Annotated in this window: 16 protein-coding genes; 9 read left to right on the top strand and 7 right to left on the bottom strand. The window is 71.4% G+C overall.

Annotated features, from left to right (window positions below):
* Nucleotides 1–10: 10 nt before the first annotated feature.
* Genes AB3M81_RS10825 through AB3M81_RS10805 form a run of 5 tightly spaced genes read right to left on the bottom strand, consistent with a single transcriptional unit; the run spans nucleotide 11 to nucleotide 5,079 of the window.
* On the bottom strand, nucleotides 11–1,084 hold the full coding sequence (locus tag AB3M81_RS10825) for a glycosyltransferase (protein WP_412903925.1): 1,074 nt from the start codon (nucleotides 1,082–1,084) through the stop codon (nucleotides 11–13).
* Nucleotides 1,077–2,456 carry an O-antigen ligase family protein gene (locus AB3M81_RS10820; RefSeq protein ID WP_412903924.1) on the bottom strand — a complete coding sequence of 460 codons (1,380 nt, stop codon included), beginning with the start codon at nucleotides 2,454–2,456 and terminating at the stop codon, nucleotides 1,077–1,079. The genes AB3M81_RS10825 and AB3M81_RS10820 overlap by 8 nt, the downstream gene beginning before the upstream one ends.
* A gap of 3 nt (nucleotides 2,457–2,459) precedes the next feature.
* The gene (locus AB3M81_RS10815; protein WP_412903923.1) at nucleotides 2,460–3,278 is read right to left on the bottom strand and encodes a LicD family protein; all 819 of its coding nucleotides are present in this window, start codon (nucleotides 3,276–3,278) and stop codon (nucleotides 2,460–2,462) included.
* Complete coding sequence (locus tag AB3M81_RS10810) at nucleotides 3,275–4,306, bottom strand: polysaccharide pyruvyl transferase family protein (protein ID WP_412903922.1); 1,032 nt, start codon at nucleotides 4,304–4,306, stop codon at nucleotides 3,275–3,277. The genes AB3M81_RS10815 and AB3M81_RS10810 overlap by 4 nt, the downstream gene beginning before the upstream one ends.
* 59 nt (nucleotides 4,307–4,365) lie before the next feature.
* Nucleotides 4,366–5,079, bottom strand: coding sequence for a MerR family transcriptional regulator (locus AB3M81_RS10805; protein ID WP_412903921.1), 714 nt, complete (start codon nucleotides 5,077–5,079; stop codon nucleotides 4,366–4,368).
* A gap of 96 nt (nucleotides 5,080–5,175) precedes the next feature.
* On the opposite strand from AB3M81_RS10805, the gene AB3M81_RS10800 reads away from it, so the two are divergent.
* The 3 genes from AB3M81_RS10800 to AB3M81_RS10790 all read left to right on the top strand — a co-directional run bounded on the left by AB3M81_RS10800 (nucleotide 5,176) and on the right by AB3M81_RS10790 (nucleotide 9,312).
* Nucleotides 5,176–5,754 carry a hypothetical protein gene (locus AB3M81_RS10800; protein ID WP_412903920.1) on the top strand — a complete coding sequence of 193 codons (579 nt, stop codon included), beginning with the start codon at nucleotides 5,176–5,178 and terminating at the stop codon, nucleotides 5,752–5,754.
* A gap of 120 nt (nucleotides 5,755–5,874) precedes the next feature.
* A complete protein-coding gene (locus tag AB3M81_RS10795) occupies nucleotides 5,875–7,089 on the top strand; it encodes an acetyl-CoA C-acetyltransferase (protein WP_412903919.1) in 1,215 nt (404 codons plus the stop codon).
* Between the two features lie 33 nt (nucleotides 7,090–7,122).
* Nucleotides 7,123–9,312, top strand: coding sequence for a 3-hydroxyacyl-CoA dehydrogenase NAD-binding domain-containing protein (locus AB3M81_RS10790; RefSeq protein WP_412903918.1), 2,190 nt, complete (start codon nucleotides 7,123–7,125; stop codon nucleotides 9,310–9,312).
* Between the two features lie 103 nt (nucleotides 9,313–9,415).
* On the opposite strand, the gene AB3M81_RS10785 is transcribed toward AB3M81_RS10790, so the two are convergent.
* Nucleotides 9,416–10,921, bottom strand: coding sequence for a sugar transferase (locus AB3M81_RS10785; RefSeq protein WP_412903917.1), 1,506 nt, complete (start codon nucleotides 10,919–10,921; stop codon nucleotides 9,416–9,418).
* 243 nt (nucleotides 10,922–11,164) lie between these two features.
* On the opposite strand from AB3M81_RS10785, the gene AB3M81_RS10780 reads away from it, so the two are divergent.
* Both AB3M81_RS10780 and AB3M81_RS10775 read left to right on the top strand, forming a co-directional pair.
* Nucleotides 11,165–11,755 (top strand): LPXTG cell wall anchor domain-containing protein, encoded by a 591-nt coding sequence (locus AB3M81_RS10780; protein WP_412903916.1) that lies wholly within the window; start codon nucleotides 11,165–11,167, stop codon nucleotides 11,753–11,755.
* Between the two features lie 45 nt (nucleotides 11,756–11,800).
* Nucleotides 11,801–13,594: a DUF4012 domain-containing protein gene (locus AB3M81_RS10775; RefSeq protein ID WP_412903915.1), complete on the top strand. Its 1,794-nt coding sequence runs from the start codon at nucleotides 11,801–11,803 to the stop codon at nucleotides 13,592–13,594.
* On the opposite strand, the gene AB3M81_RS10770 is transcribed toward AB3M81_RS10775, so the two are convergent.
* Nucleotides 13,591–14,133 (bottom strand): arsenate reductase/protein-tyrosine-phosphatase family protein, encoded by a 543-nt coding sequence (locus AB3M81_RS10770; protein ID WP_412903914.1) that lies wholly within the window; start codon nucleotides 14,131–14,133, stop codon nucleotides 13,591–13,593. The two genes, AB3M81_RS10775 and AB3M81_RS10770, sit on opposite strands and share 4 nt — an antisense overlap.
* Before the next feature lie 77 nt (nucleotides 14,134–14,210).
* Here AB3M81_RS10770 and AB3M81_RS10765 point away from each other — a divergent pair, with 77 nt between their 5' ends.
* From AB3M81_RS10765 to AB3M81_RS10750, 4 genes are all read left to right on the top strand, one after another.
* Nucleotides 14,211–15,641, top strand: coding sequence for a tyrosine-protein kinase domain-containing protein (locus AB3M81_RS10765; RefSeq protein WP_412903913.1), 1,431 nt, complete (start codon nucleotides 14,211–14,213; stop codon nucleotides 15,639–15,641).
* Between the two features lie 72 nt (nucleotides 15,642–15,713).
* Nucleotides 15,714–16,583, top strand: coding sequence for an aldose 1-epimerase family protein (locus AB3M81_RS10760; RefSeq protein WP_412903912.1), 870 nt, complete (start codon nucleotides 15,714–15,716; stop codon nucleotides 16,581–16,583).
* A gap of 17 nt (nucleotides 16,584–16,600) precedes the next feature.
* Nucleotides 16,601–17,362 carry a glycoside hydrolase family 16 protein gene (locus AB3M81_RS10755; protein WP_412903911.1) on the top strand — a complete coding sequence of 254 codons (762 nt, stop codon included), beginning with the start codon at nucleotides 16,601–16,603 and terminating at the stop codon, nucleotides 17,360–17,362.
* A gap of 64 nt (nucleotides 17,363–17,426) precedes the next feature.
* Nucleotides 17,427–18,686 carry an HNH endonuclease signature motif containing protein gene (locus AB3M81_RS10750; RefSeq protein WP_412903910.1) on the top strand — a complete coding sequence of 420 codons (1,260 nt, stop codon included), beginning with the start codon at nucleotides 17,427–17,429 and terminating at the stop codon, nucleotides 18,684–18,686.
* Nucleotides 18,687–18,953: the final 267 nt, after the last annotated feature.

Raw genomic sequence — 18,953 nt, 5'->3', positions numbered from 1 at the left:
CGCGGCTCGCTCAGTCCCAGAGCTCGCGGTACTCGCGCGCCATGCGGGCGCGGCCGTAGCGCTCCTCGGCGCGTGCCCGGGCGCGGCGCCCGAGGTGAGCACGGCGGGCGGGCGAGTCCAGCAGCGCGGCGATCTCGGTCGCGAGCGCGGCGACGAAGTCGTCCCGGTCCTGCATCGGCACGACGGCCCCGGCGTCGCCGAGCGCGTCCACGCCGGCCGTCGAGCTGGCCACGATCGGCGCGCCGCACGCCATGGCCTCGAGCATCACGAGGGGCAGGCCCTCCCAGCGTGACGGGACCACGACGAGGTCGGCCTCCTGCAGGTGGCGCACCGGGTCGTCCGCGCCGACGAGCTCGACACGGTCCGCGATCCCCAGCTGGGCGGCGAGGTCGTCCAGCGCCGCCCGCTCGGGCGGGTCGCCAGGTCCGACGAGCCGCACCCGCACGTGGTGGCCGTCGAGCCGTGCGACGGCGCGCAGCAGCAGGTCCTGGCCCTTCTGGCGCGCGAGCCGGCCGACGCACACCACGAGCGGGACGTCGTGCTGCGGGCGGTCGGCGGCCGGTGCGAACCGCTCGAGGTCGACCGAGTTCTCGATGAGCCGCAGCGGGAGCGAGGAGCCCAGCACCCGGTGGCCCTCGGCGAGCTCGTCGTGCCCGACGACGACGGTCACGTCGGCCCGGCGCGCCAGCGTGCGCTCGATCGCGCGGTAGGCCGTGGCGAGCCGGCCGCCGACGAGCCACGACCAGCCGTGCGGCACGAACACCAGCGGGGTCCCGGACGGACGGGCCACCCGGGCCAGGGCGCCGGCCTTGCTCGAATGGGCGAGCACGACGCGTGCGCCGCGCATGGCCCGGCGCACCCGGCGCAGGGCGGCGACGTCGGCCGGGCCGGGGCTGCGCCGCAGATCGAGGCGGATCCACTCGGCCCCCAGGGCGCGGGCGCGCTCGGCGAGCTCGCCGTCGGCCGGGCAGCCGACCACGACGCGGTGCCCGTCGGCGACGCCGATCTCGACGAGCTGGAGCACCACCTCGGCGACGCCGCCGGACGTCGGCTGGGCGAGGTGGACGATGGGCGCGTCAGGCATGGGTCCTCGCGGTGGCCGAGACCTGGTCGCTGTCGGCAGAGGGCTCGCCCGAGGCCGCCGCGGCGATCGCGAAGGCCAGGAACGCCCACACGTAGCGCAGGTTCTGCAGGTTGAGGCTCATCATCATCACGACGATCACCATCACGCCGATGATGAGGGCCATCTGCTGCGTCTTGGTCAGGTGCGGCGCGACCGCGATCCGGCTCACGGCCCCGACGAGGATGGCGCAGAACGCGATGAGCCCGATCGCCCCGCCTTCGGCCGCGAAGCTGAGGAACGTGTTGTGCGCGACCTGGCCTTCCGTCCAGTTGCGGAAGGGCGTGAGACCGGCGGAGTACTCCGTGTACTGGCCGATGCCGACGCCCAGCAGCGGGTGGTCGAGCCACAGCTCCCACGCCCGGCCCCACAGGCGCCAGCGCGGGTCGGTGCCGGCGATCTCGCTCGAGGCCAGCAGGCGCTCGACGCCGGGGAGCGCGAGTCGGTCGAGGACGTCGGGCACCAGCAGCAGGACGGCGACGAGCGCCGACGTGCCGGCCATGAGCAGCGTGCCGATGCGGCTCGAGATGAGCGCGACCGCGGACACGGCCAGCAGGACGGCGGCGGCCGCGAGGGCGCCGCGCGAGCCCGTCGACAGGACACCGCCGAAGAGCAGCAGGATCGCCACCGGCCAGGCGATGAGGCGATCGCGCGCGACGACGTAGAAGAGCAGGGCGATCGAGCTCAGCAGGTACCCGGCGTAGAGGTTCGGGTCCTGGAAGTAGCCCAGCGACCGGACCCCGTCGGAGGGGACCAGGCCCACGAGCGAGCCGACGGACTGCGCGACGGCGCACCACACCCAGATGCGCGCCGCGCGCAGCCGGCCCCGCTCGTTCAGCGCCATGAACGAGACCAGCAGGGTCACGAAGTACACCAGGACGACGACGAGCTTCATCGTGTCCAGGGAGGCCTCGAGCAGGTTGAAGTCGCTCACCCCCAGCGCCGCGAGCAGGCCGGACACGAGCGTCACGAACAGCAGCAGCGCGGAGAGTCCCGAGTACCGCCGCACGACCGCCCGCTGCCCCTCGGACAGCGTGGCCGGCACGTTCCGCGACCAGACCAGCACGACCAGCAGCGGCATGAGGAAGTCCGCCACGGCGACGTTCAGCAGGAACCCGATCGGCGGGAAGAACATGAGCGGCATCGTGATGAGCACGAGCTCGGTCAGCGTCAGCCGCAGCAGCCGGACCACGCCGAGCCCGGCCAGGCCCGCCACGAGCAGCAGGCCGAGCCGCGGCTGCGCGGCGACGAGCACGCCGGCCACGCCCGCCGTGACGACGGCGGCGGCGACCAGGCCGGCGGAGCCCTGCCAGCGCGCGGGGACGAGGGACGACACGGCCTACTCCACGACGCCCGCGAGCCGCAGCGGCTCGACGTAGTGACGGCGCGCGAACTCCAGCTCGTGCGCGATGGCCTCGGACGGCGGCGGGGTCAGGAAGTCGCCGTAGACGTGCGCGAGGTAGGCGTCGACCTGCGCCGGGGCGGCGAAGGCGTGCTGGCCGAGCGGCAGGGTCGAGCCGTGCTCGAACCAGGCCGCGGGGAAGTACTCGCGCGGGCCGTACGAGCCGGACGAGTTCACCAGCGTGCGCCCCGATGCGAGCCGTCCCGCTGCGGAGACGACCGCCCGGTGCGCCGCCGCGATGGCGCGCAGCGGCACCACGGACAGGACGGCCTTGGCGCCGCGCGCGACCGCGTTCTTGGCGGTGCCGTAGTGACGCCGCTCGGCCAGGTCCATCGCCTTGATCATGTGCGCCTTGTTCGTGGCACGGAGCAGTCGCGTCAGGACCCACTGCAGCGGCGCCGGGTCCGGGGCGGCGTCGAGCGGGAACAGGTCGACCCGGATGAGGGTGTGGTGGACGCCGCGCAGCACGACGCGCGGGAACAGGTACTCGTACCCGGGATCGCCCGGCGCCTCGACCGCGAAGCGGGACCCCGCCAGCTCGGTCCGCAGCGCGCGCAGGGCCCGGGGCCGGTCCTGCGAGTGCAGGTACAGGTCCGCGTCGACGTCCCAGTCGATGAAGTCGCCGCCGCGCCGCGCACCCAGGGCCGTGCCGTACGCGAGGAAGTAGCGACAGCCCGCCTCGGTGAGCACGCGGTCGACCTCGATCAGTGCCGACCTCAGGATGTCGTGGATCTGCGCGACGCCGTCGTCCGTCATGCGTCCACGCGCTCCAGGAACGGGCACGCGTCCAGCAGGGCGGCGTGGTCGAACGAGATCGGCTCACCGGCGAACTCGAGCGAGTCCAGCAGGTGGCCGAGCTCGATCGGGCCGTCGCCGAACGAGGGGGACTGGGCGTGGCGCAGCTTGTCGACGGACGCCATGTAGTCGTAGAACTTGAACTCGCCGCCGGCGGGGCGGCTGCCGCCGGCGCCGCCGTCGGAGTCCAGCCAGGCGTTGGGGATCCCGTACGCGTCGGCCAGGATCAGGCCGTGCAGCGAGGAGGACAGGATCCGCCGGCACGAGATGAGCTCGCGCAGCGTCCCCGTCACGTCGTCGCTGCCGAGGTCGATGATCTTGACGCCCTCCCCGGCGACGGCCGACGTCCAGCGGCTCTCGGACCAGCGCACGACGATGCCGACCTCGGCGTCCTTCTGCACGTCGGGCCAGTAGACCAACGGCGCCAGCAGCGCGGGGTCGCCGTAGACGCGGGGGACCGGCAGGCCGATGTTGCGCAGCCGGCTGCGGGTCAGCGGACCACGTACGGCGCGGTACTCGGCCGCGGGGGTGATGCCCCACTTGCCCTCGGAGCCGAAGGCCCCCGAGCCCCAGACGACGGAGTCGCGTCGCGCCTCGCTCACGATCGAGCCGACCGCGAGGTACGAGGTCCGGTCCGCCGGCGCGTACGTCACGGCGCGACCGGTCAGCAGGCCGACGAGCCAGGGCGAGAGCAGGTCGCCGAAGTTGGCGGTGTGGGTCCACCACACCAGCGGGATCCGTCCGTCGACCAGCTCGGCGTCCGTGGCGAGGCGGTACCGCGCGGCGAGGTCACGCAGCTCCTGCGGGCCGTGGTGCGGGACGCGAGCGTCGGGGTCGGTGCTCAGCGTCGTGCCGAGCTGGCGCAGTCCCGCGATGCGGTCCTTGCGCGCCGGGTCGGTGTAGAGATCCCACCGGCGGCGCAGTGCGGTGCGCACCGCCTGGCCCTTGGTGAACGACGCCGTCACGGTCCCCCCGACCTCAATGATCACTTGCGTCACAGCATAGTTCGAAGTGACTACTGACTTCGATTCCCGCGACCGTAGGAAGGTCAGCTGCGCCGGCGGACGGTCTCGCGCTTCTGCTCGTCGACCGCCTGCTCGTACGCGGTCACCAGCGCCTGGATCGTCAGGGGCTTGAAGCGCTCGATCATCGCCGTGATGATCTCGGGCGGCTGGCCCGACGCCTTGAGGTGCGGCCAGACCTGCGTGCGGAACAGCTCGGTGAGCTCGTCGGCGAGGGCCGTGCCGTGCGCGAGGATCACCTTCCGCGCGGCGTGCGCCGCCTCGATCGGCAGCTCCGCCTCGAGGAAGCCGATGCCGACCGCGAGGTGCGCGGGCGCGAGCCGGAAGACGTCCTCGTCCGGCGTGGGCTCGATGACGCCGATCGCGATGAGCAGCTCGAGGTCCTCGTCCGAGAGCTCGCGGCCGGCACGCTTCTCGAGGGCGGCGCGCTCGACGGTCTCGGGCAGCTCGGGCATCCACGGCGCGAGCAGCGTCCGGTGCAGTGCGACCTGCTCGGGCGTCGCCTCGGCGGGGATCTTCTCGAGGTAGCCCTCGATCGCCTGGAGTGTGAAGCCGTGCGACTGCAGCTCGCGCACGAGCTCCAGTCGGGCCAGGTGGTCCGCCCCGTAGTAGCCGTTGCGGCCCTCGCGGCGCGGCGGGGCGATGAGGCCGCGGCTGGCGTAGAAGCGCACCGTGCGGACCGACATGCCGACCCGCTCGGCCAGCTGCTCGATGCCGATCGACTCGGCGGGCTCGTTCACGCAGGCAGCCTAGTGCGAAACGGGGCGCCGGCGTACCATCGGCGATGCGTCAATCGTTGCTTGACGACTGACAGTGCGTCAACGTACGGTTGACGCATGGAGCCCACCGAACTCACCGGAGTCACCCTCGACCGCCTCGTCGCCGCGCTCGAGGCCGCGCATCACGACGTCCGCGACCGCATCCCCGACGCGATGCTCGTGGCCGAGCACCTCGACCGCGTCGGCGACGAACTGATCGAGCACGTCGTCTCGACGGCGCGCGCCCAGGGCGTCAGCTGGTCCGAGATCGGGACGCGGATGGGCGTCTCCAAGCAGGCCGCCCAGCAGCGGCTCGCGAAGGCGTCGCGGGCCGAGCTCGAGCCCCTGGATCCGAAGCAGGGCTTCACCCGGTTCAGCATCGAGGGACGCAACCTGCTGATGGCGGCCCACGAGCAGGCGCGCACGCGCCGCGAGCCGTTCGTCACGCCGGCACGGATCGCCGTCGCGGCCGGCGTCCACGCGGCCGAGGCGCAGCTCCCGGAGCCCTCGGACCGGTCCCAGGACCTCGTGCCGTACGACGAGGCGGCCCAGCGCGTGCTCGCCCGCGCGTTCGACGTGGCGATCGCCGCGGGCGCGGACATGGTCGAGGTGGCCCACGTCGTCGAGGCGCTCGAAGGGGAGACGCGACGGGCCTGACCCATCTCGCGGAGGCCTCGTCAGGACGCGGGTCGAGTGGAATACTGGGGGTATGCGACGACTCTGACAGTAATGGTGTCAGAATCGTCGCCAACGCTTCCATCCGTTGTGAGGACATCCATGACCGAGGCATTCATCTACGACGCCATCCGCACCCCGCGCGGGCGCGGCAAGAAGAACGGGTCGCTCCACGAGGTCAAGCCGATCTCGCTGGTCAACGGCCTGCTCGACGAGATCAAGGTGCGCAACCCCGATCTCGACCCCAACCAGGTCGACGACGTCATCCTCGGCGTCGTGTCGCCGGTGGGTGACCAGGGCGCCGACATCGCCCGCACCGCCGTCCTGGCCGCCGGCTTCGGCGAGCAGGTCGCCGGCGTGCAGCTCAACCGCTTCTGCGCCTCGGGCCTGGAGTCCGTCAACCAGGCCGCCGCCCGCGTGAAGTCCGGCTGGGAGGACCTCATCATCGCCGGCGGCGTCGAGTCGATGAGCCGCGTGCCGATGGGCTCCGACGGCGGCGCCTGGGCGATGGACCCCAAGACGTCGCTCGACACCGGCTTCGCCCCGCAGGGCATCGGCGCCGACCTGATCGCGACGATCGAGGGCTACAGCCGCGAGGACGTCGACACGTTCGCCGCCGAGTCGCAGGCGCGTGCCGCCAAGGCGATCGCGAACGGCTACTTCGACAAGTCGATCGTGCCGGTCCGGGACCTCAACGGCCTCACCGTCCTCGACCACGACGAGTTCGTCCGCGAGGGCACCACGGTCGAGTCGCTGTCCGGCCTCAAGCCGTCCTTCGCCGACATCGGCGACCTCGGCGGCTTCGACGCGGTCGCGCTGCAGAAGTACGTCAACGTCGACAAGATCAACCACGTCCACCACGCCGGCAACAGCTCGGGCATCGTCGACGGCGCCTCGCTGGTGCTGATCGGCAACGAGCGCGCGGGCGAGCGCCACGGCCTCAAGCCGCGGGCGCGCATCGTCTCCACGGCCGTCATCGGCTCGGAGCCGACGATCATGCTGACGGGCCCCGGCCCCGCCTGCCGGAAGGCGCTGGACAAGGCCGGCCTGTCGATCGAGGACATCGACCTGCTCGAGATCAACGAGGCGTTCGCCGCCGTCGCGCTCAAGCTCATGCGCGACCTGGACGACTTCCCGCACGAGCGCACCAACGTCAACGGCGGCTCGATCGCGATGGGCCACCCGCTCGGCGCGACCGGCGCGATGATCCTGGGCACCCTCGTCGACGAGCTCGAGCGTCGCGAGAAGCGCTACGGCCTGGCCACGCTGTGCATCGGCGGCGGCATGGGCATCGCCACCGTCGTCGAGCGCATCTGACCGTCCCGACCCGAAGACCACGAAGGAACTTGCATGACTACTGACGCGGTGCGCTACGAGGTCGAGAACGGCATCGTCACCCTGACGATCGACGACCCCAACCAGAGCGCCAACACGATGAACGAGACCTACCGCGCCTCCATGGAGGCCGCGGTCGACCGTCTCGCCCAGGAGATCGCCGACCACGGCGACGACATCAAGGGCGTCGTCGTCGCCAGCGCGAAGAAGACCTTCTTCGCCGGCGGCGACCTCAAGCTCATGACGCAGGCGACCCCGGCGGACGCGCAGGCGCTGTTCGACAACGTCGAGTCCATCAAGCGCACACTGCGCAAGCTCGAGACGATCGGCAAGCCCGTCGTCGCGGCGATCAACGGCGCCGCCCTCGGTGGCGGCCTGGAGATCGCGCTCGCGTGCCACCACCGCATCGCCGCGGAGGGCCGCTACGAGATCGGCCTGCCCGAGGTCACCCTCGGCCTGCTCCCCGGTGGCGGCGGCGTGACCCGCACGGTCCGCATGTTCGGCATCCAGGACGCGCTCATGAACGTCCTGCTGCAGGGCCAGCGGATGAAGCCCGAGAAGGCGCTCAAGATCGGCCTCATCCACGAGATCGTCCCCGCGGGCGAGCTCGAGGTCGCGGCGCGCGCGTGGGTCGAGGCCCACGCCGGCGACGCCGAGGCCGCCACGCAGCCGTGGGACCGCGGCGGCTACAAGATCCCCGGCGGCACGCCGAGCAACCCGAAGCTGGCGGCCTTCCTGCCCAGCTTCCCGGCGAACCTCAAGAAGCAGCTCAAGGGCGCGCCCTACAAGGCCCCGCGCCACATCATGAGCGCCGCCGTCGAGGGTGCGCAGGTCGACTTCGACACCGCCAGCCGCATCGAGTCGCGCTACCTCGTGAACCTGCTCATCGGGCAGCAGTTCAAGAACATGACGCAGGCGTTCTTCTTCGACCTCGGCGCGATCAACGCCGGCGGCTCGCGTCCGGCGGGCATCGAGGAGCGCAAGGCCGAGAAGCTGGCCATCCTGGGCGCCGGCATGATGGGCGCGGGCATCGCCTACGAGGCGGCGCGCGCGGGCATCGAGGTCGTCCTCAAGGACATCAGCGTCGAGGCCGCCGAGAAGGGCAAGTCCTACTCGGACAAGCTGCTGACGAAGCAGGTCGAGCGCGGTCGCCTGACCGAAGACAAGAAGGCCGAGATCCTCGGTCGCATCCACCCGACCGCCGACTACGCCGACCTGGCCGGCTGCGACTTCGTCGTCGAGGCCGTCTTCGAGTCGGTCGAGCTCAAGCACAGCGTCTTCGCCGAGCTGGAGCCGATCGTCAACGGCGATGCGCTGCTGGGCTCGAACACGTCGACGCTGCCGATCACGATCCTCGCCCAGGGCGTCCAGCGTCCCGAGGACTTCATCGGCATCCACTTCTTCAGCCCGGTCGACAAGATGCAGCTCGTCGAGATCATCGTGGGCGAGAAGACGTCGGACGAGGCGCTCGCCCGCGCGATCGACTTCACGAAGCAGATCCGCAAGATCCCGATCGTCGTCAACGACAGCCGCGGCTTCTTCACCTCGCGCGTGTTCGGCACGCTCGTGATGGAGGGCGTCGAGATGCTGGCCGAGGGCGTCGACCCGGTCACGATCGAGCGCGCCGCGCAGCTGGCCGGCTTCCCGGGCCAGCCGCTGGCGATGTCCGACGAGGTCTCGCTGACGCTGCAGCAGAAGATCGACGCCGAGGCCCGCAAGGCCGCCGCCGCCGAGGGCAAGGAGCTCCCGGTCACGCAGGCCATGCAGGTCGCCAACAAGATGGTCGAGCTCGGCCGTCCGGGCAAGGCCGCCGGCGCCGGCTTCTACGAGTACCCCGAGGGCGGCAAGAAGTACCTGTGGCCCGAGCTGTGGAACCTGTTCGTCAAGGACGACGTGGACATGCCGCTCGAGGACATCAAGGAGCGGATGACGTTCATCATGGCGCTCGAGACGATCCGCTGCTTCGAGGAGGGCGTCATCCGCCAGGTGGCCGACGCCAACATCGGCTCCATCTTCGGCATCGGCTTCCCGCCGGTCCACGGTGGTGCGCTGCAGTACGCGAACGGCTACGAGTCCGCGACCGGCGAGATCGGCGTCAAGGCGTTCGCCGAGCGCGCGCAGGAGCTGGCCCAGAAGTACGGCGAGCGGTTCAACCCGCCCGCGCTGCTGCTGGAGAAGGCCGAGAAGGGCGAGAAGTTCGCCTGATCGCCCGAGTCGACGCACGAGGCCCCGGTCCGTCGGACCGGGGCCTCGTGGCGTGTGGGGCAGGGCATCGAGCGGTCGGGCCCTGAGGCCCTCGACCCTGGGATCAGACGGCGCCGTCCTTGGCGAAGACCGCCTTCACGGTGCGGAACAGGATCTGCAGGTCGCCCATGAGCGTCCAGTTCTCGACGTAGTACATGTCCAGCTGGATCGCCTCCTCCCACGACAGGTTGGAACGGCCCGAGACCTGCCACAGGCCCGTCATCCCCGGGCGCACGCGCAGGCGGCGGTGGGCGCTGCGGTCGTAGAGCGCGACCTCGCCCTCGCGCTGGGGGCGCGGCCCGACGAGGCTCATCTCGCCGCGCACCACGTTGATCAGCTGGGGCAGCTCGTCGATCGAGTAGCGGCGGATGAAGCGGCCGACGCGGGTGATCCGCGGATCGTCCTCGACCTTGAACAGCGGGGTGCCGTCGGTGCCCTGCTCCTTGAGCAGCCGGGCCAGCTGCTCGTCGGCGCCGACGCGCATCGAGCGGAACTTGATCATGGGGAACGGCCGCCCGTTGCGGCCGATGCGCTCCTGGCGGTAGAAGACCGGGCCGGGACTGGTGAGCTTGATCGCCAGAGCCGTCGCCAGGAACAGCGGCGAGGCCAGCAGCAGGATCGTCAGGGCGCCGAAGACGTCGAAGGCCCCCTTGGGCCAGTTGCCGGCCTCGGCGTACTGGGGTTCCTTGACGTGTACGAACGGCATGCCGGCGACCTCGCGCATCCCGATGCGCGAGCCGGCGACCGAGATGAGGTTGGGCGAGACGAGCATCTCGACGCCGGCGCTCTCGAGGTCCCACGTCAGGTCGCGCAGGCCGTGGTGGCCGAGCTCGTCGGTGCCCGAGACGATGACCGCCTCGGCGCCGGCGAGCGTCACGGCCGAGGTGAGGGAGCGGCCGCCGCCAAGCACGGGGATGAACTGGTCGGCGACGCGCAGCCAGTCGTGCTCGCTGCTCTGCGCCGGGCGCCACACGCCGGTGACGCGCAGGCCCGCCTCGGCGTGGCGGGTCATCCAGCCGGCGATCTCGCGGGCGCTCTCGGGACTGCCCACCACGAGCACGCGCTGCACGTGCCGGCCCTGGCGGTACTGGGCCTCGCGCCAGCGGCGCCACTGGCGCCGCGAGAGCAGCAGTCCGATCAGGCCGAGCGGGAAGGCGACGCCGAGGTAGCCGCGGGAGAGGTTGAGCTCGAGCAGCACGGTCGCGATGGCGAGGATCCCGAACACCATGACCGTGACGTGCACGATCTTCTGGTACTCGTCGGTCGAGCCGAGCGTGTTGCGGTCGCGGGTGCCGCCCAGGCGCAGGGCGATCCACCACACGACGGCGAGGATCACGCCGAACTTCGTGTAGCCCAGCCCGAAGTCGGCGTCGATCTGGTCGGCGTCGCGGCCCAGCCAGATGTACTCCGAGGACAGGATCGTCAGGAGCAGGATGAGGAGGTCCGTCGTGGCGACGAGGCGCAGGTGGCGTCGACGCGCGACGCCCAGTCCCTCGGCTCCGCGGAAGCCGGGCAGCGCGATTCCCCCCTGCGGGCCCGAGGCCCACCCGGACCGACTGTCGGCGGTCACATCCGTAACATAAATAACAGGGGTCACAGATGGCTAGTCCCGCGACGAAAGAAAGAACTACTTCCCGGTAGTCCGAAGGGACTACCTCGCAGTAGCGATTTCGTACGTGTTTCGAAACAACATTCGAGTTCGACAAGGTCGCCGCCGTCTGCTCTCATTGGGGCTGAAGTTACTGATGTTCACTCGGAGGGAACCCAAACCATGGTTGTGAAACTGCTTCGCCCCTTCTCTTTCCTGGCCGCGATGGGCGCGATGATCGTGCTCGCCCTGAGCGGCCCCGCCTCGTCCGAGGGCTACGGCGATCCCGTGATCGTCCCCGAGGACGGCGGCACCACCGAGGTCCAGCCCGGCGAGCCCTTCGAGGTCGCGTTCACCTCGAACGTCGAGTGCTCCTGGACGGCGAGCTTCGTCGACCAGACCGCGCCCGCCTCGGTCGGCTTCGACTACGCGGCCACGTTCGACGCGCCCACCGCTGCGGGCACGTACACGGGCACGGTCGAGTGCCGCTACTCGACCTCGGGCCCGTTCCGTCCGGTCGCCTTCAGCCAGGACGAGCTGAGCGCCGCGACGCGTGACCAGACCACGACGCAGACCTTCACGGTCGTCGTGGCCGGTGACGCCGCCGACGACGACGCGACGAACGACGACGACGCCGCGGCCGACGACGAGGCCTCCGGTGACGACAGCGCCGCCGGTGCGGACAACGCCTCCACCAGCAACGGCGCGCTCGCCGACACCGGTGGCGACAACTGGCAGCTGCTCGCGCTGGGCGCCGGCCTCGTGGTCGTCGGTGGCGGTGTGGCCATCGCCGCGCGTCGCCGCAAGACCGCCTGAAGCGCGTGAGCACGCAGGCGGGCCGAGTCCGTGGGCACGCCTAGGATGAGCGCGATCATGGAGCGGGTGCCGTGGCGGTCGCCCGCGGTCTGGATCGCGCTCGGGCTCGGGCTGGCCGTCGTCCTCTTCGCCCTGGTGCCGTTCGCACTGGGAGCCAAGACGGTGGCGGCCAGCCTGCTGCGCGCGCAGGACCAGGCGGTCCTGCTGCGCGACCAGCTGGCCTCCGGTGAGACCGAGGCCGCCGCCGCCACGCTGACCCGGTTGCAGGCCAACACCTCCGAGGCCCACCGGATCAGTCGCGGCGGCACGTGGGACGTCGCGGCCAAGGTGCCGTGGCTCGGCCGCAACGTCGAGGCCGTCCAGGTCACCTCGGCGGCGATCGACGACATCGCCGCCCGGGCGCTGCCGCCCATGGTCGAGGGCGGGTCGTCGCTGTCCGTGCAGAGCTTCAAGCCGCGCGACGGCCGGCTCGACGTCGCCGCCCTCGCGGAGCTGGCGCCCGCCGTGTCGACGGCCAGTGACGTGCTGTCCGAGAACGCCGACCGCGTGAACGCGATCGAGGCCGAGCGCCTGCTCGGACCGCTCGTGCGACCCGTGCTGGACCTGCAGCGCCAGGTCACCGAGGCCGACCGCGCCGCCGGTGCCGCCAGCCGCGTCATGCACCTGGCCCCGGCCTCGCTCGGCGCCGAGCGCGAGCAGCACTACCTGCTCGCGTTCCAGACCAACGCCGAGATCCGCTCGACCGGCGGCCTGGCCGGCGTCTACGTGCTGCTCAGCGCGAAGGACGGCAAGGTCGAGCTCGTGGACCAGGCCGTCTCGGGCGAGCTCAACCTCGCCGCAGACGGATCGCGCCAGCCCGACGCCAAGCTGACGAAGGACGAGCGCGACGCGTTCGGCACGATCATGGGCCACGACGTGCGCGCCACGAACATCAGCCCGGACTTCCGCCGGGTCGCGCGCATCTGGGCCGACCGTGCCGGTACGTCGTTCGGCGAGGAGGTCGACGGCGTCATCAGCCTCGACGCGGTCGCGATGTCCTACGTGCTGCGCGGCCTCGGCTCCGTCCCGCTCGCGGGCGGGGAGAGGCTGACGGCCGACACGGCGCTCGACCGGCTGCTCAACGGGGTCTACCTCGAGCACGAGGACCCGGCCGACCAGAACGCCTACTTCGAGGACGCCACGACGCGCACCTTCGCCGCCGTGATGAACGGCCGCGGCGACTGGACCGAGATCGTCTCGGCGCTGTCCGAGGCCGCCTCGGAGCGACGCCTGCAGGTGTGGTTCCGCGACGCCGAGCGCCAGCGGGTCATCGCCGACACGCCGGTCGCCGGTGCCGTCGGCCAGCCCGGGCGCACCCCGCACGTGGGGCTGTACATCACGGACGCCAGCCAGTCGAAGATGCAGTACTACCTGCGCTACGACACGCGCGTGAAGGCGACGACGTGCACGGCCGAGCGCGGCCAGGTGATCGTCGTGACGACCTCGTTCCGCAACCAGCTCTTCGGCGACACCGGCAAGCTGCCCTGGTACGTGACGGGCACCGGCACACGCACGAAGAAGGGCAACCAGCTGCTGACCTACCGGCTGCTGGCGCCGAAGGGCGGCAAGGTCGTCGGCTTCACGATCGACGGGCGCGAGCAGTCGCTCGCCTCCAGCGACGTCACGTACGGCGACCGGCCCGTGCAGTACGGCACGCTCGTCGTGAAGCCGGGCGACGAGATCTCGGTGACGTGGCGCGTCGAGACGGCCGACGGGGCCGCGGGCGACGCGCGCTACTTCGAGACGCCGGGCATCGACACCTCCGCCAACGACCTGCGGGTGCCGAGCGCATGTCGCTAGCGATCCGCGGCGCTGCCGCCCTTCGTCGTCAGGCGGGCCGCGATGGCGGCCGTCGCCTCGTCCGCGAGCCTGGCCACCTCGGCGTGGACCTCCTCGGAGCGGCCGATCGGGTCGCGCAGGTCGACCTCGCGCGGCCCCCGGGCGCGGGCGGCCGCCGCGGCCGCGACGATCTCGGCCAGGTCGGTGCCGTCGACCTCGCGGCACAGTGCCGCGAACTCCAGCACGGTGAACGTGCGGCGCAGCGAGCGCGGGTCGAGGTCGAGCACGTCGGCGCGGTGCGCCCTCGTCGCCGTCAGCACGAGGTCGGCGCCACTCACCAGGTCGGGCGTCAGCTGGCGCGCGGTGGTGTCGGGCACGGTGATCCCACGGGCGCGCAGCTGGGCGGCCGAGTCCGGATCCATCGCGCGGCCCTGTGGCGCCCGGACACCGGCGCTCTCGACGGCGTGCACCCCCGGGTCGAGCCGCTCACGCAGCATCGCGGCCACCATCGGCGACCGACAGACGTTCGCGGTGCAGACGACAAGGATCCGGTGGCCCACGCGCCCGAGCCTACTGCCGCCCGCCCCGGCGAGGATCGCCTCGCCGCCCCTCAACCCATCCCCACTCGGAGAACCCCATGGACGTGAAGGACTACCTGCGGATCGCGCGGGAGCGCTGGCTGCTGATCGCGTTCGTCTGCGTCTTGACGGTCACCGCGGCCGGGCTCTACACGCTCTCGGTCACGCCGCAGTACCAGTCGACGGCACGGCTGTTCGTCAAGACGCCGCAGAGCGGCTCGGACGGCGAGCTGCAGCAGGGCGGCCAGTTCAGCCAGCAGCGCGTGAAGTCGTACGCGACCCTCATCAAGGGCGAGGAGGTCGCGAGCCGCGTCGTCGAGAAGCTGCGGATCGAGGAGACGCCGCAGGAGCTCATGAGCCGCATCACGACGAGCGTCGAGATCGAGACCGTCGTGCTGTCGGTGTCGGTCACCGACCCGTCGCCCGAGCGTGCGCAGGAGCTGACGCAGTCGGTCGCCGAGACGTTCGCCAGCTACGTGCGCGAGCTCGAGACGCCCGACGGCCAGCAGGACGCGCCGGTCAAGGCCTCGATCGTGGACCGGGCGACCGTGCCGGACTCGCCGGTCTCGCCCAAGCCCGCGCGGAACCTCGGCCTGGCGTTCGTCCTGGGCCTGCTGATCGGGTTCGGCCTCGCGGTGCTGCGCGAGCTCACGGACAACCGCATCACGTCCCGCGACGAGATCAGCGCCGTCTCGGGTCGCGAGGTGCCCGTCCTGGGCGACATCCACCACGACCGCGAGGTGCCCAGGGAGCCGCTCGTGCGCGAGCTGCGAGCGCACCATCCACGCGTCGAGGCGTTCCGCGTGCTCCGCACGAACCTGCAGTTCATCGACGCCGGGACGACGCACAAGTGCTACGTGATCACCAGCTCGGTGCCCTCGGAGGGCAAGACCACGACCGCCGCGAACCTCGCGCAGGTCATCGCCGACAGCGGCCAGCGCGTGCTGCTCGTCGAGGCCGACCTGCGCCGGCCGAAGCTGGCCGAGTACCTGCGCCTGGAGGGCAGCGTCGGCATCACGACGATCCTGCTGGGCCGGGTCGAGCCCGAGGACGCGATCCAGGAGGTCACCGAGCGGCTGCACCTGCTGCCCTCGGGCCGCATCCCGCCCAACCCGGCCGAGCTGCTCGAGTCCGCCGAGATGAGCAAGCTGCTCGACCGGCTGCGCCAGGAGTACGACGTCGTCCTGATCGACGCGCCGCCGCTGCTGCCGGTGACCGACGCTGCGCCGCTGGCCGCCGCCACGGACGGCGCGATCATGATCGTCAAGCACGGCTCGACGACGACCGACCAGTACGCCTCGGCGCTGGAGAGGCTCGCAAGCGTCGACGCCCGCCTGTGCGGGACGGTCGTGACGATGTCGCCGCAGCCGAAGAAGCGCCGCCGCGGCTATGGGTACGGCTATGGGTACGGATACGGCTACGGGTACCAGCCCGAGACGGGCGCGCGGAAGCGCTCGCGCTTCGGCCGCCGGACCCCGGCGGACGCCTGAGACTGTGACGTCACCGACGTCGCGGCCCGTTCCGGGTGCGGAGCGGGCCGCCGTCTGACTACCGTCGATCCCATGACTGCGTCCCCCATCGTCGTCCGCGGTCACGGGGTGGCCGTGACCATCGACCACCACGGCGCCGAGCCCGTCTCGCTGCGCGACGCCGACGGCCACGAGTACCTCTGGTCCGGCGAAGACCCGTGGCGCCGGCACGCGCCCGTGCTGTTCCCGGTGATCTGCCGCGTGCCCGACGACCGCATCCGCGTCGGCGACCGCAGCTACCCGATGCCGCAGCACGGCTTCGCCCGCGACCGGGGCTGGAGCGTCGTCGACAGCACCGAGGACCGCGCCTCGTTCGTGTTCGTCGCCGACGACGAGACGCGCGAGCACTACCCGTACGACTTCGCGCTGGCCGTCACGTACACGGCGCAGGACCGCGCGCTGGACGTGCAGTACACGGTCGAGAACCGCGGCGACGGGCCGATGCCGTTCTCGCTCGGCTCGCACCCGGCTTTCGTCTGGCCGCTCGAGGACGACCAGCCCAGGTCGATGCACGAGATCCGCTTCGACGAGCCCGAGACCGTCCCCTTCCGCCGCGTCGCCGACAACCTGCTCACGCCCGACCGGTTCGACAACCCCGCGTGGGAGCACGTCATGACGCTCAACGACGCGTGGTTCGAGGACGGCGCGGTCATCATGCCCGAGGTCGCGAGCCGGGGCCTGGTCTACTCCTCGGGCACCGGCCGGCAGGTGCGCCTGTCGTGGGAGGGCTTCACCGGCATCGCCGTGTGGTCCGTCCCCGGCGCGCGCTTCGTGTGCATCGAGCCGTGGCGCGGACTGCCCGCCCCGGCCGACTTCGACGGCCAGTTCGAGGCGAAGCCGGGCAACGTCCTCCTGCAGCCCGGCGGCCGCGAGGAGCTCTCGTACCGCATCGAACTGCTCTAACCGCGAGACGCAGGACCATGACCGAGGACTTCGTGGACGACTTCGACGGTGCCGTGCTGGACCGGTCCCGGTGGCTGCCCCACTACCTGCCCGCGTGGAGCTCGCTCGCGGCGAGCGCGGCGGACCACCAGGTCCGCGACTCCTGCCTCGTCCTGCGGATCGGGCCGGAGCAGGGCCTGTGGTGCCCGGACGACCACCGGCCGCCGCTGCGCGTCTCGGGCGTCCAGAGCGGCAACCACTCCGGACCGGTCGGCAGCACCACGGGACAGCAGCCGTTCCGTGAGGGGCAGGTCGTGCGGGAGCAGCAGGAGACGTTCTGGGGCTGGACGCCCAGCGGGGGCCGGATCGAGATCACCGCGCGGATGGACCTCTCGCCGCGGTCGATGGCGTCGTGCTGGCTCGTCGGCCGCGAGCTCACGCGCCGCGAGTCCGCCGAGATCTGCGTCTTCGAGGTCTTCGGGGACGCCGTCGAGCCCGGTCGCAGCGCGCAGGTCGGGGCCGGCCTCCACGCGTTCGGTGACCCTGACGTCCCCGAGGACTTCGCGACGACACGTGTCGCCGTCGACGTGGGCGACTGGCACACGTACGCCGTCGACTGGACCGCCGACGAGGTCGCGTTCTCCGTGGACGGCGTCCACGTGCGGACGTGCTCGGGACCGCCCCGGTACCCCATGCAGATGATGATGGCGGTCTTCGACTTCCCCGAGCGCGCCGCGGGTCATGAGGACCACGTGCCTCGTCTGGTCATCGACCGGGTGGCGCGCTCGGCGCCTGATTGATGCTTGTCATGTTGGGCCCAACGCGGTAGACTCAGAACATCGGTTCGGATGAGTCGGGGGATTCGTGAACGTCATCGGCGGGCTCCAGTCAGGGCAGCGGTTCCTGGCTGACGCGCGCCGTCGTGACCTCACGCTCCTCTCCCCCGCCGATCTCGCTTCGGAGACGGCCGCCGTGCAGGCGCTGGAGCGTGAGGTCGCTGCGTTGAAGATGGCCCTGCTGGCTGAGGCGAACCGTCAGCAGGCTCACAAGACGACGGATGCGGTCGACATGACCGGGTTCATCGCGCGCGAGGCGGGCGTCACTCGTCGCGAGGCCGCGCAGCAGGTCCGGCTCGCTGAGCGCATCGAGGCCGCGCCGCGGGTGAAGGACGCGTTGGCGAAGCCGGGCATGTCGACCCACAAGGCCGCGATCGTGACCGGCGCCCTCGCCGACCTCCCCTCGGACCTGACGCGTGAGCAGCGCGACCGGGTCGAGGCGGACCTGACCGAGGCGGCTCAGGTCATGTCGGCCGAGGAGCTCCGCCGGAAGTCGCGGCGTGCGATCGAGGTGGTGGACGTGGCCCGTGCGGACCGGATCGAGAACGACCGGCTGGAGCGTGGCGAGAACGCCGAGCGTCGATTGAGCGAGTTCTGGATCGGCCGTCCCGACGACGAGACTGGCCTGGTGCCGTTCGGCGGCAAGACCGACCAGTTGACCGCGGACGTGCTGCGTGCGGTGATCGACTCCAAGACCGCCCCGCGCAAGCAGAGCGAGCCGCACGGCTCTCTCACCCCTGTCGAGAAGGCGGGCGAGGCGTTCGCCGACGTCGTGCGGCACCTGCCGCGCGAGGCCTACGGCAACCACGGTGGCGTCGCTGCGACGCTCGTTGTCACGGTGGACGAGGCAACGCTGCGCGCGGAGACCGACCGGGCGGGTGTGACCGAGTTCGGCACCCCGGTCAGCGCGGGCGAGCTGCGCAAGCTCGCGTGCGACGCGGCGATCCTGCCGATGGTGATGGGCGGCAAGTCCCAGCCACTCGACATCGGACGAGCCCAACGACTGCACACCGAGGCCCAACGGCTGGCTCTCGCGCAACGCGACCAAGGGTGCGCGTATCCGGGCTGCGACCGGCCGCCGGGATGGTGCGAGGCCCACCACGCGATCCCTTGGTCAGAAGGTGGAGCGACCAACACCGAAACGGGCGTTCTCTTGTGCGCTCATCATCACCGGTACGTGCACAACGTCGGCATCCCCATTCGGTTCACCGATGGCATGCCCGAGTTCAGGATCCGGGGTGAATGGCAACAGAACCGGCGCTACCGACCCCTGCCCGTCTCGGCGTGATCTCGATACACCGGTGTCGCTGCGCTCGCCCGACCCGGTGGTTGAGTAGCTCGCGACGAAGGAGCGGCGTATCGAAACCACCGCACCTCAGGCGTGATCTCGATACGCCGGTCTCGCTGGCGTTCGCCCGGCACTCGATCACCGGGGGCGAACCCGGTGGTTGAGTAGCTGGCGACGAAGGAGCGGTGTAATCGAAACCACCGCACCTCAGGCGTGATCTCGATACGCCGGTCTCGCTGGCGTTCGCCCGGCACTCGATCACCGGGG

Source organism: Aeromicrobium jepli, from assembly GCF_047246605.1.
Taxonomy (GTDB): domain Bacteria; phylum Actinomycetota; class Actinomycetes; order Propionibacteriales; family Nocardioidaceae; genus Aeromicrobium.
The sequence above is the reverse complement of the archived record's forward strand: the minus strand, read 5'-3'. Positions and strand labels throughout refer to the sequence as shown.

Bases quoted from the DNA above. Each gene is read 5' to 3' on its own strand.
- AB3M81_RS10825 (WP_412903925.1), bottom strand. From the start codon at position 1,084: ATGCCTGACGCGCCCATCGTCCACCTCGCCCAGCCGACGTCCGGCGGC.
- AB3M81_RS10815 (WP_412903923.1), bottom strand. From the start codon at position 3,278: ATGACGGACGACGGCGTCGCGCAGATCCACGACATCCTGAGGTCGGCA.
- AB3M81_RS10800 (WP_412903920.1), top strand. From the start codon at position 5,176: ATGGAGCCCACCGAACTCACCGGAGTCACCCTCGACCGCCTCGTCGCC.
- AB3M81_RS10795 (WP_412903919.1), top strand. From the start codon at position 5,875: ATGACCGAGGCATTCATCTACGACGCCATCCGCACCCCGCGCGGGCGC.
- AB3M81_RS10790 (WP_412903918.1), top strand. From the start codon at position 7,123: ATGACTACTGACGCGGTGCGCTACGAGGTCGAGAACGGCATCGTCACC.
- AB3M81_RS10780 (WP_412903916.1), top strand. From the start codon at position 11,165: ATGGGCGCGATGATCGTGCTCGCCCTGAGCGGCCCCGCCTCGTCCGAG.
- AB3M81_RS10775 (WP_412903915.1), top strand. From the start codon at position 11,801: ATGAGCGCGATCATGGAGCGGGTGCCGTGGCGGTCGCCCGCGGTCTGG.
- AB3M81_RS10765 (WP_412903913.1), top strand. From the start codon at position 14,211: ATGGACGTGAAGGACTACCTGCGGATCGCGCGGGAGCGCTGGCTGCTG.
- AB3M81_RS10760 (WP_412903912.1), top strand. From the start codon at position 15,714: ATGACTGCGTCCCCCATCGTCGTCCGCGGTCACGGGGTGGCCGTGACC.
- AB3M81_RS10755 (WP_412903911.1), top strand. From the start codon at position 16,601: ATGACCGAGGACTTCGTGGACGACTTCGACGGTGCCGTGCTGGACCGG.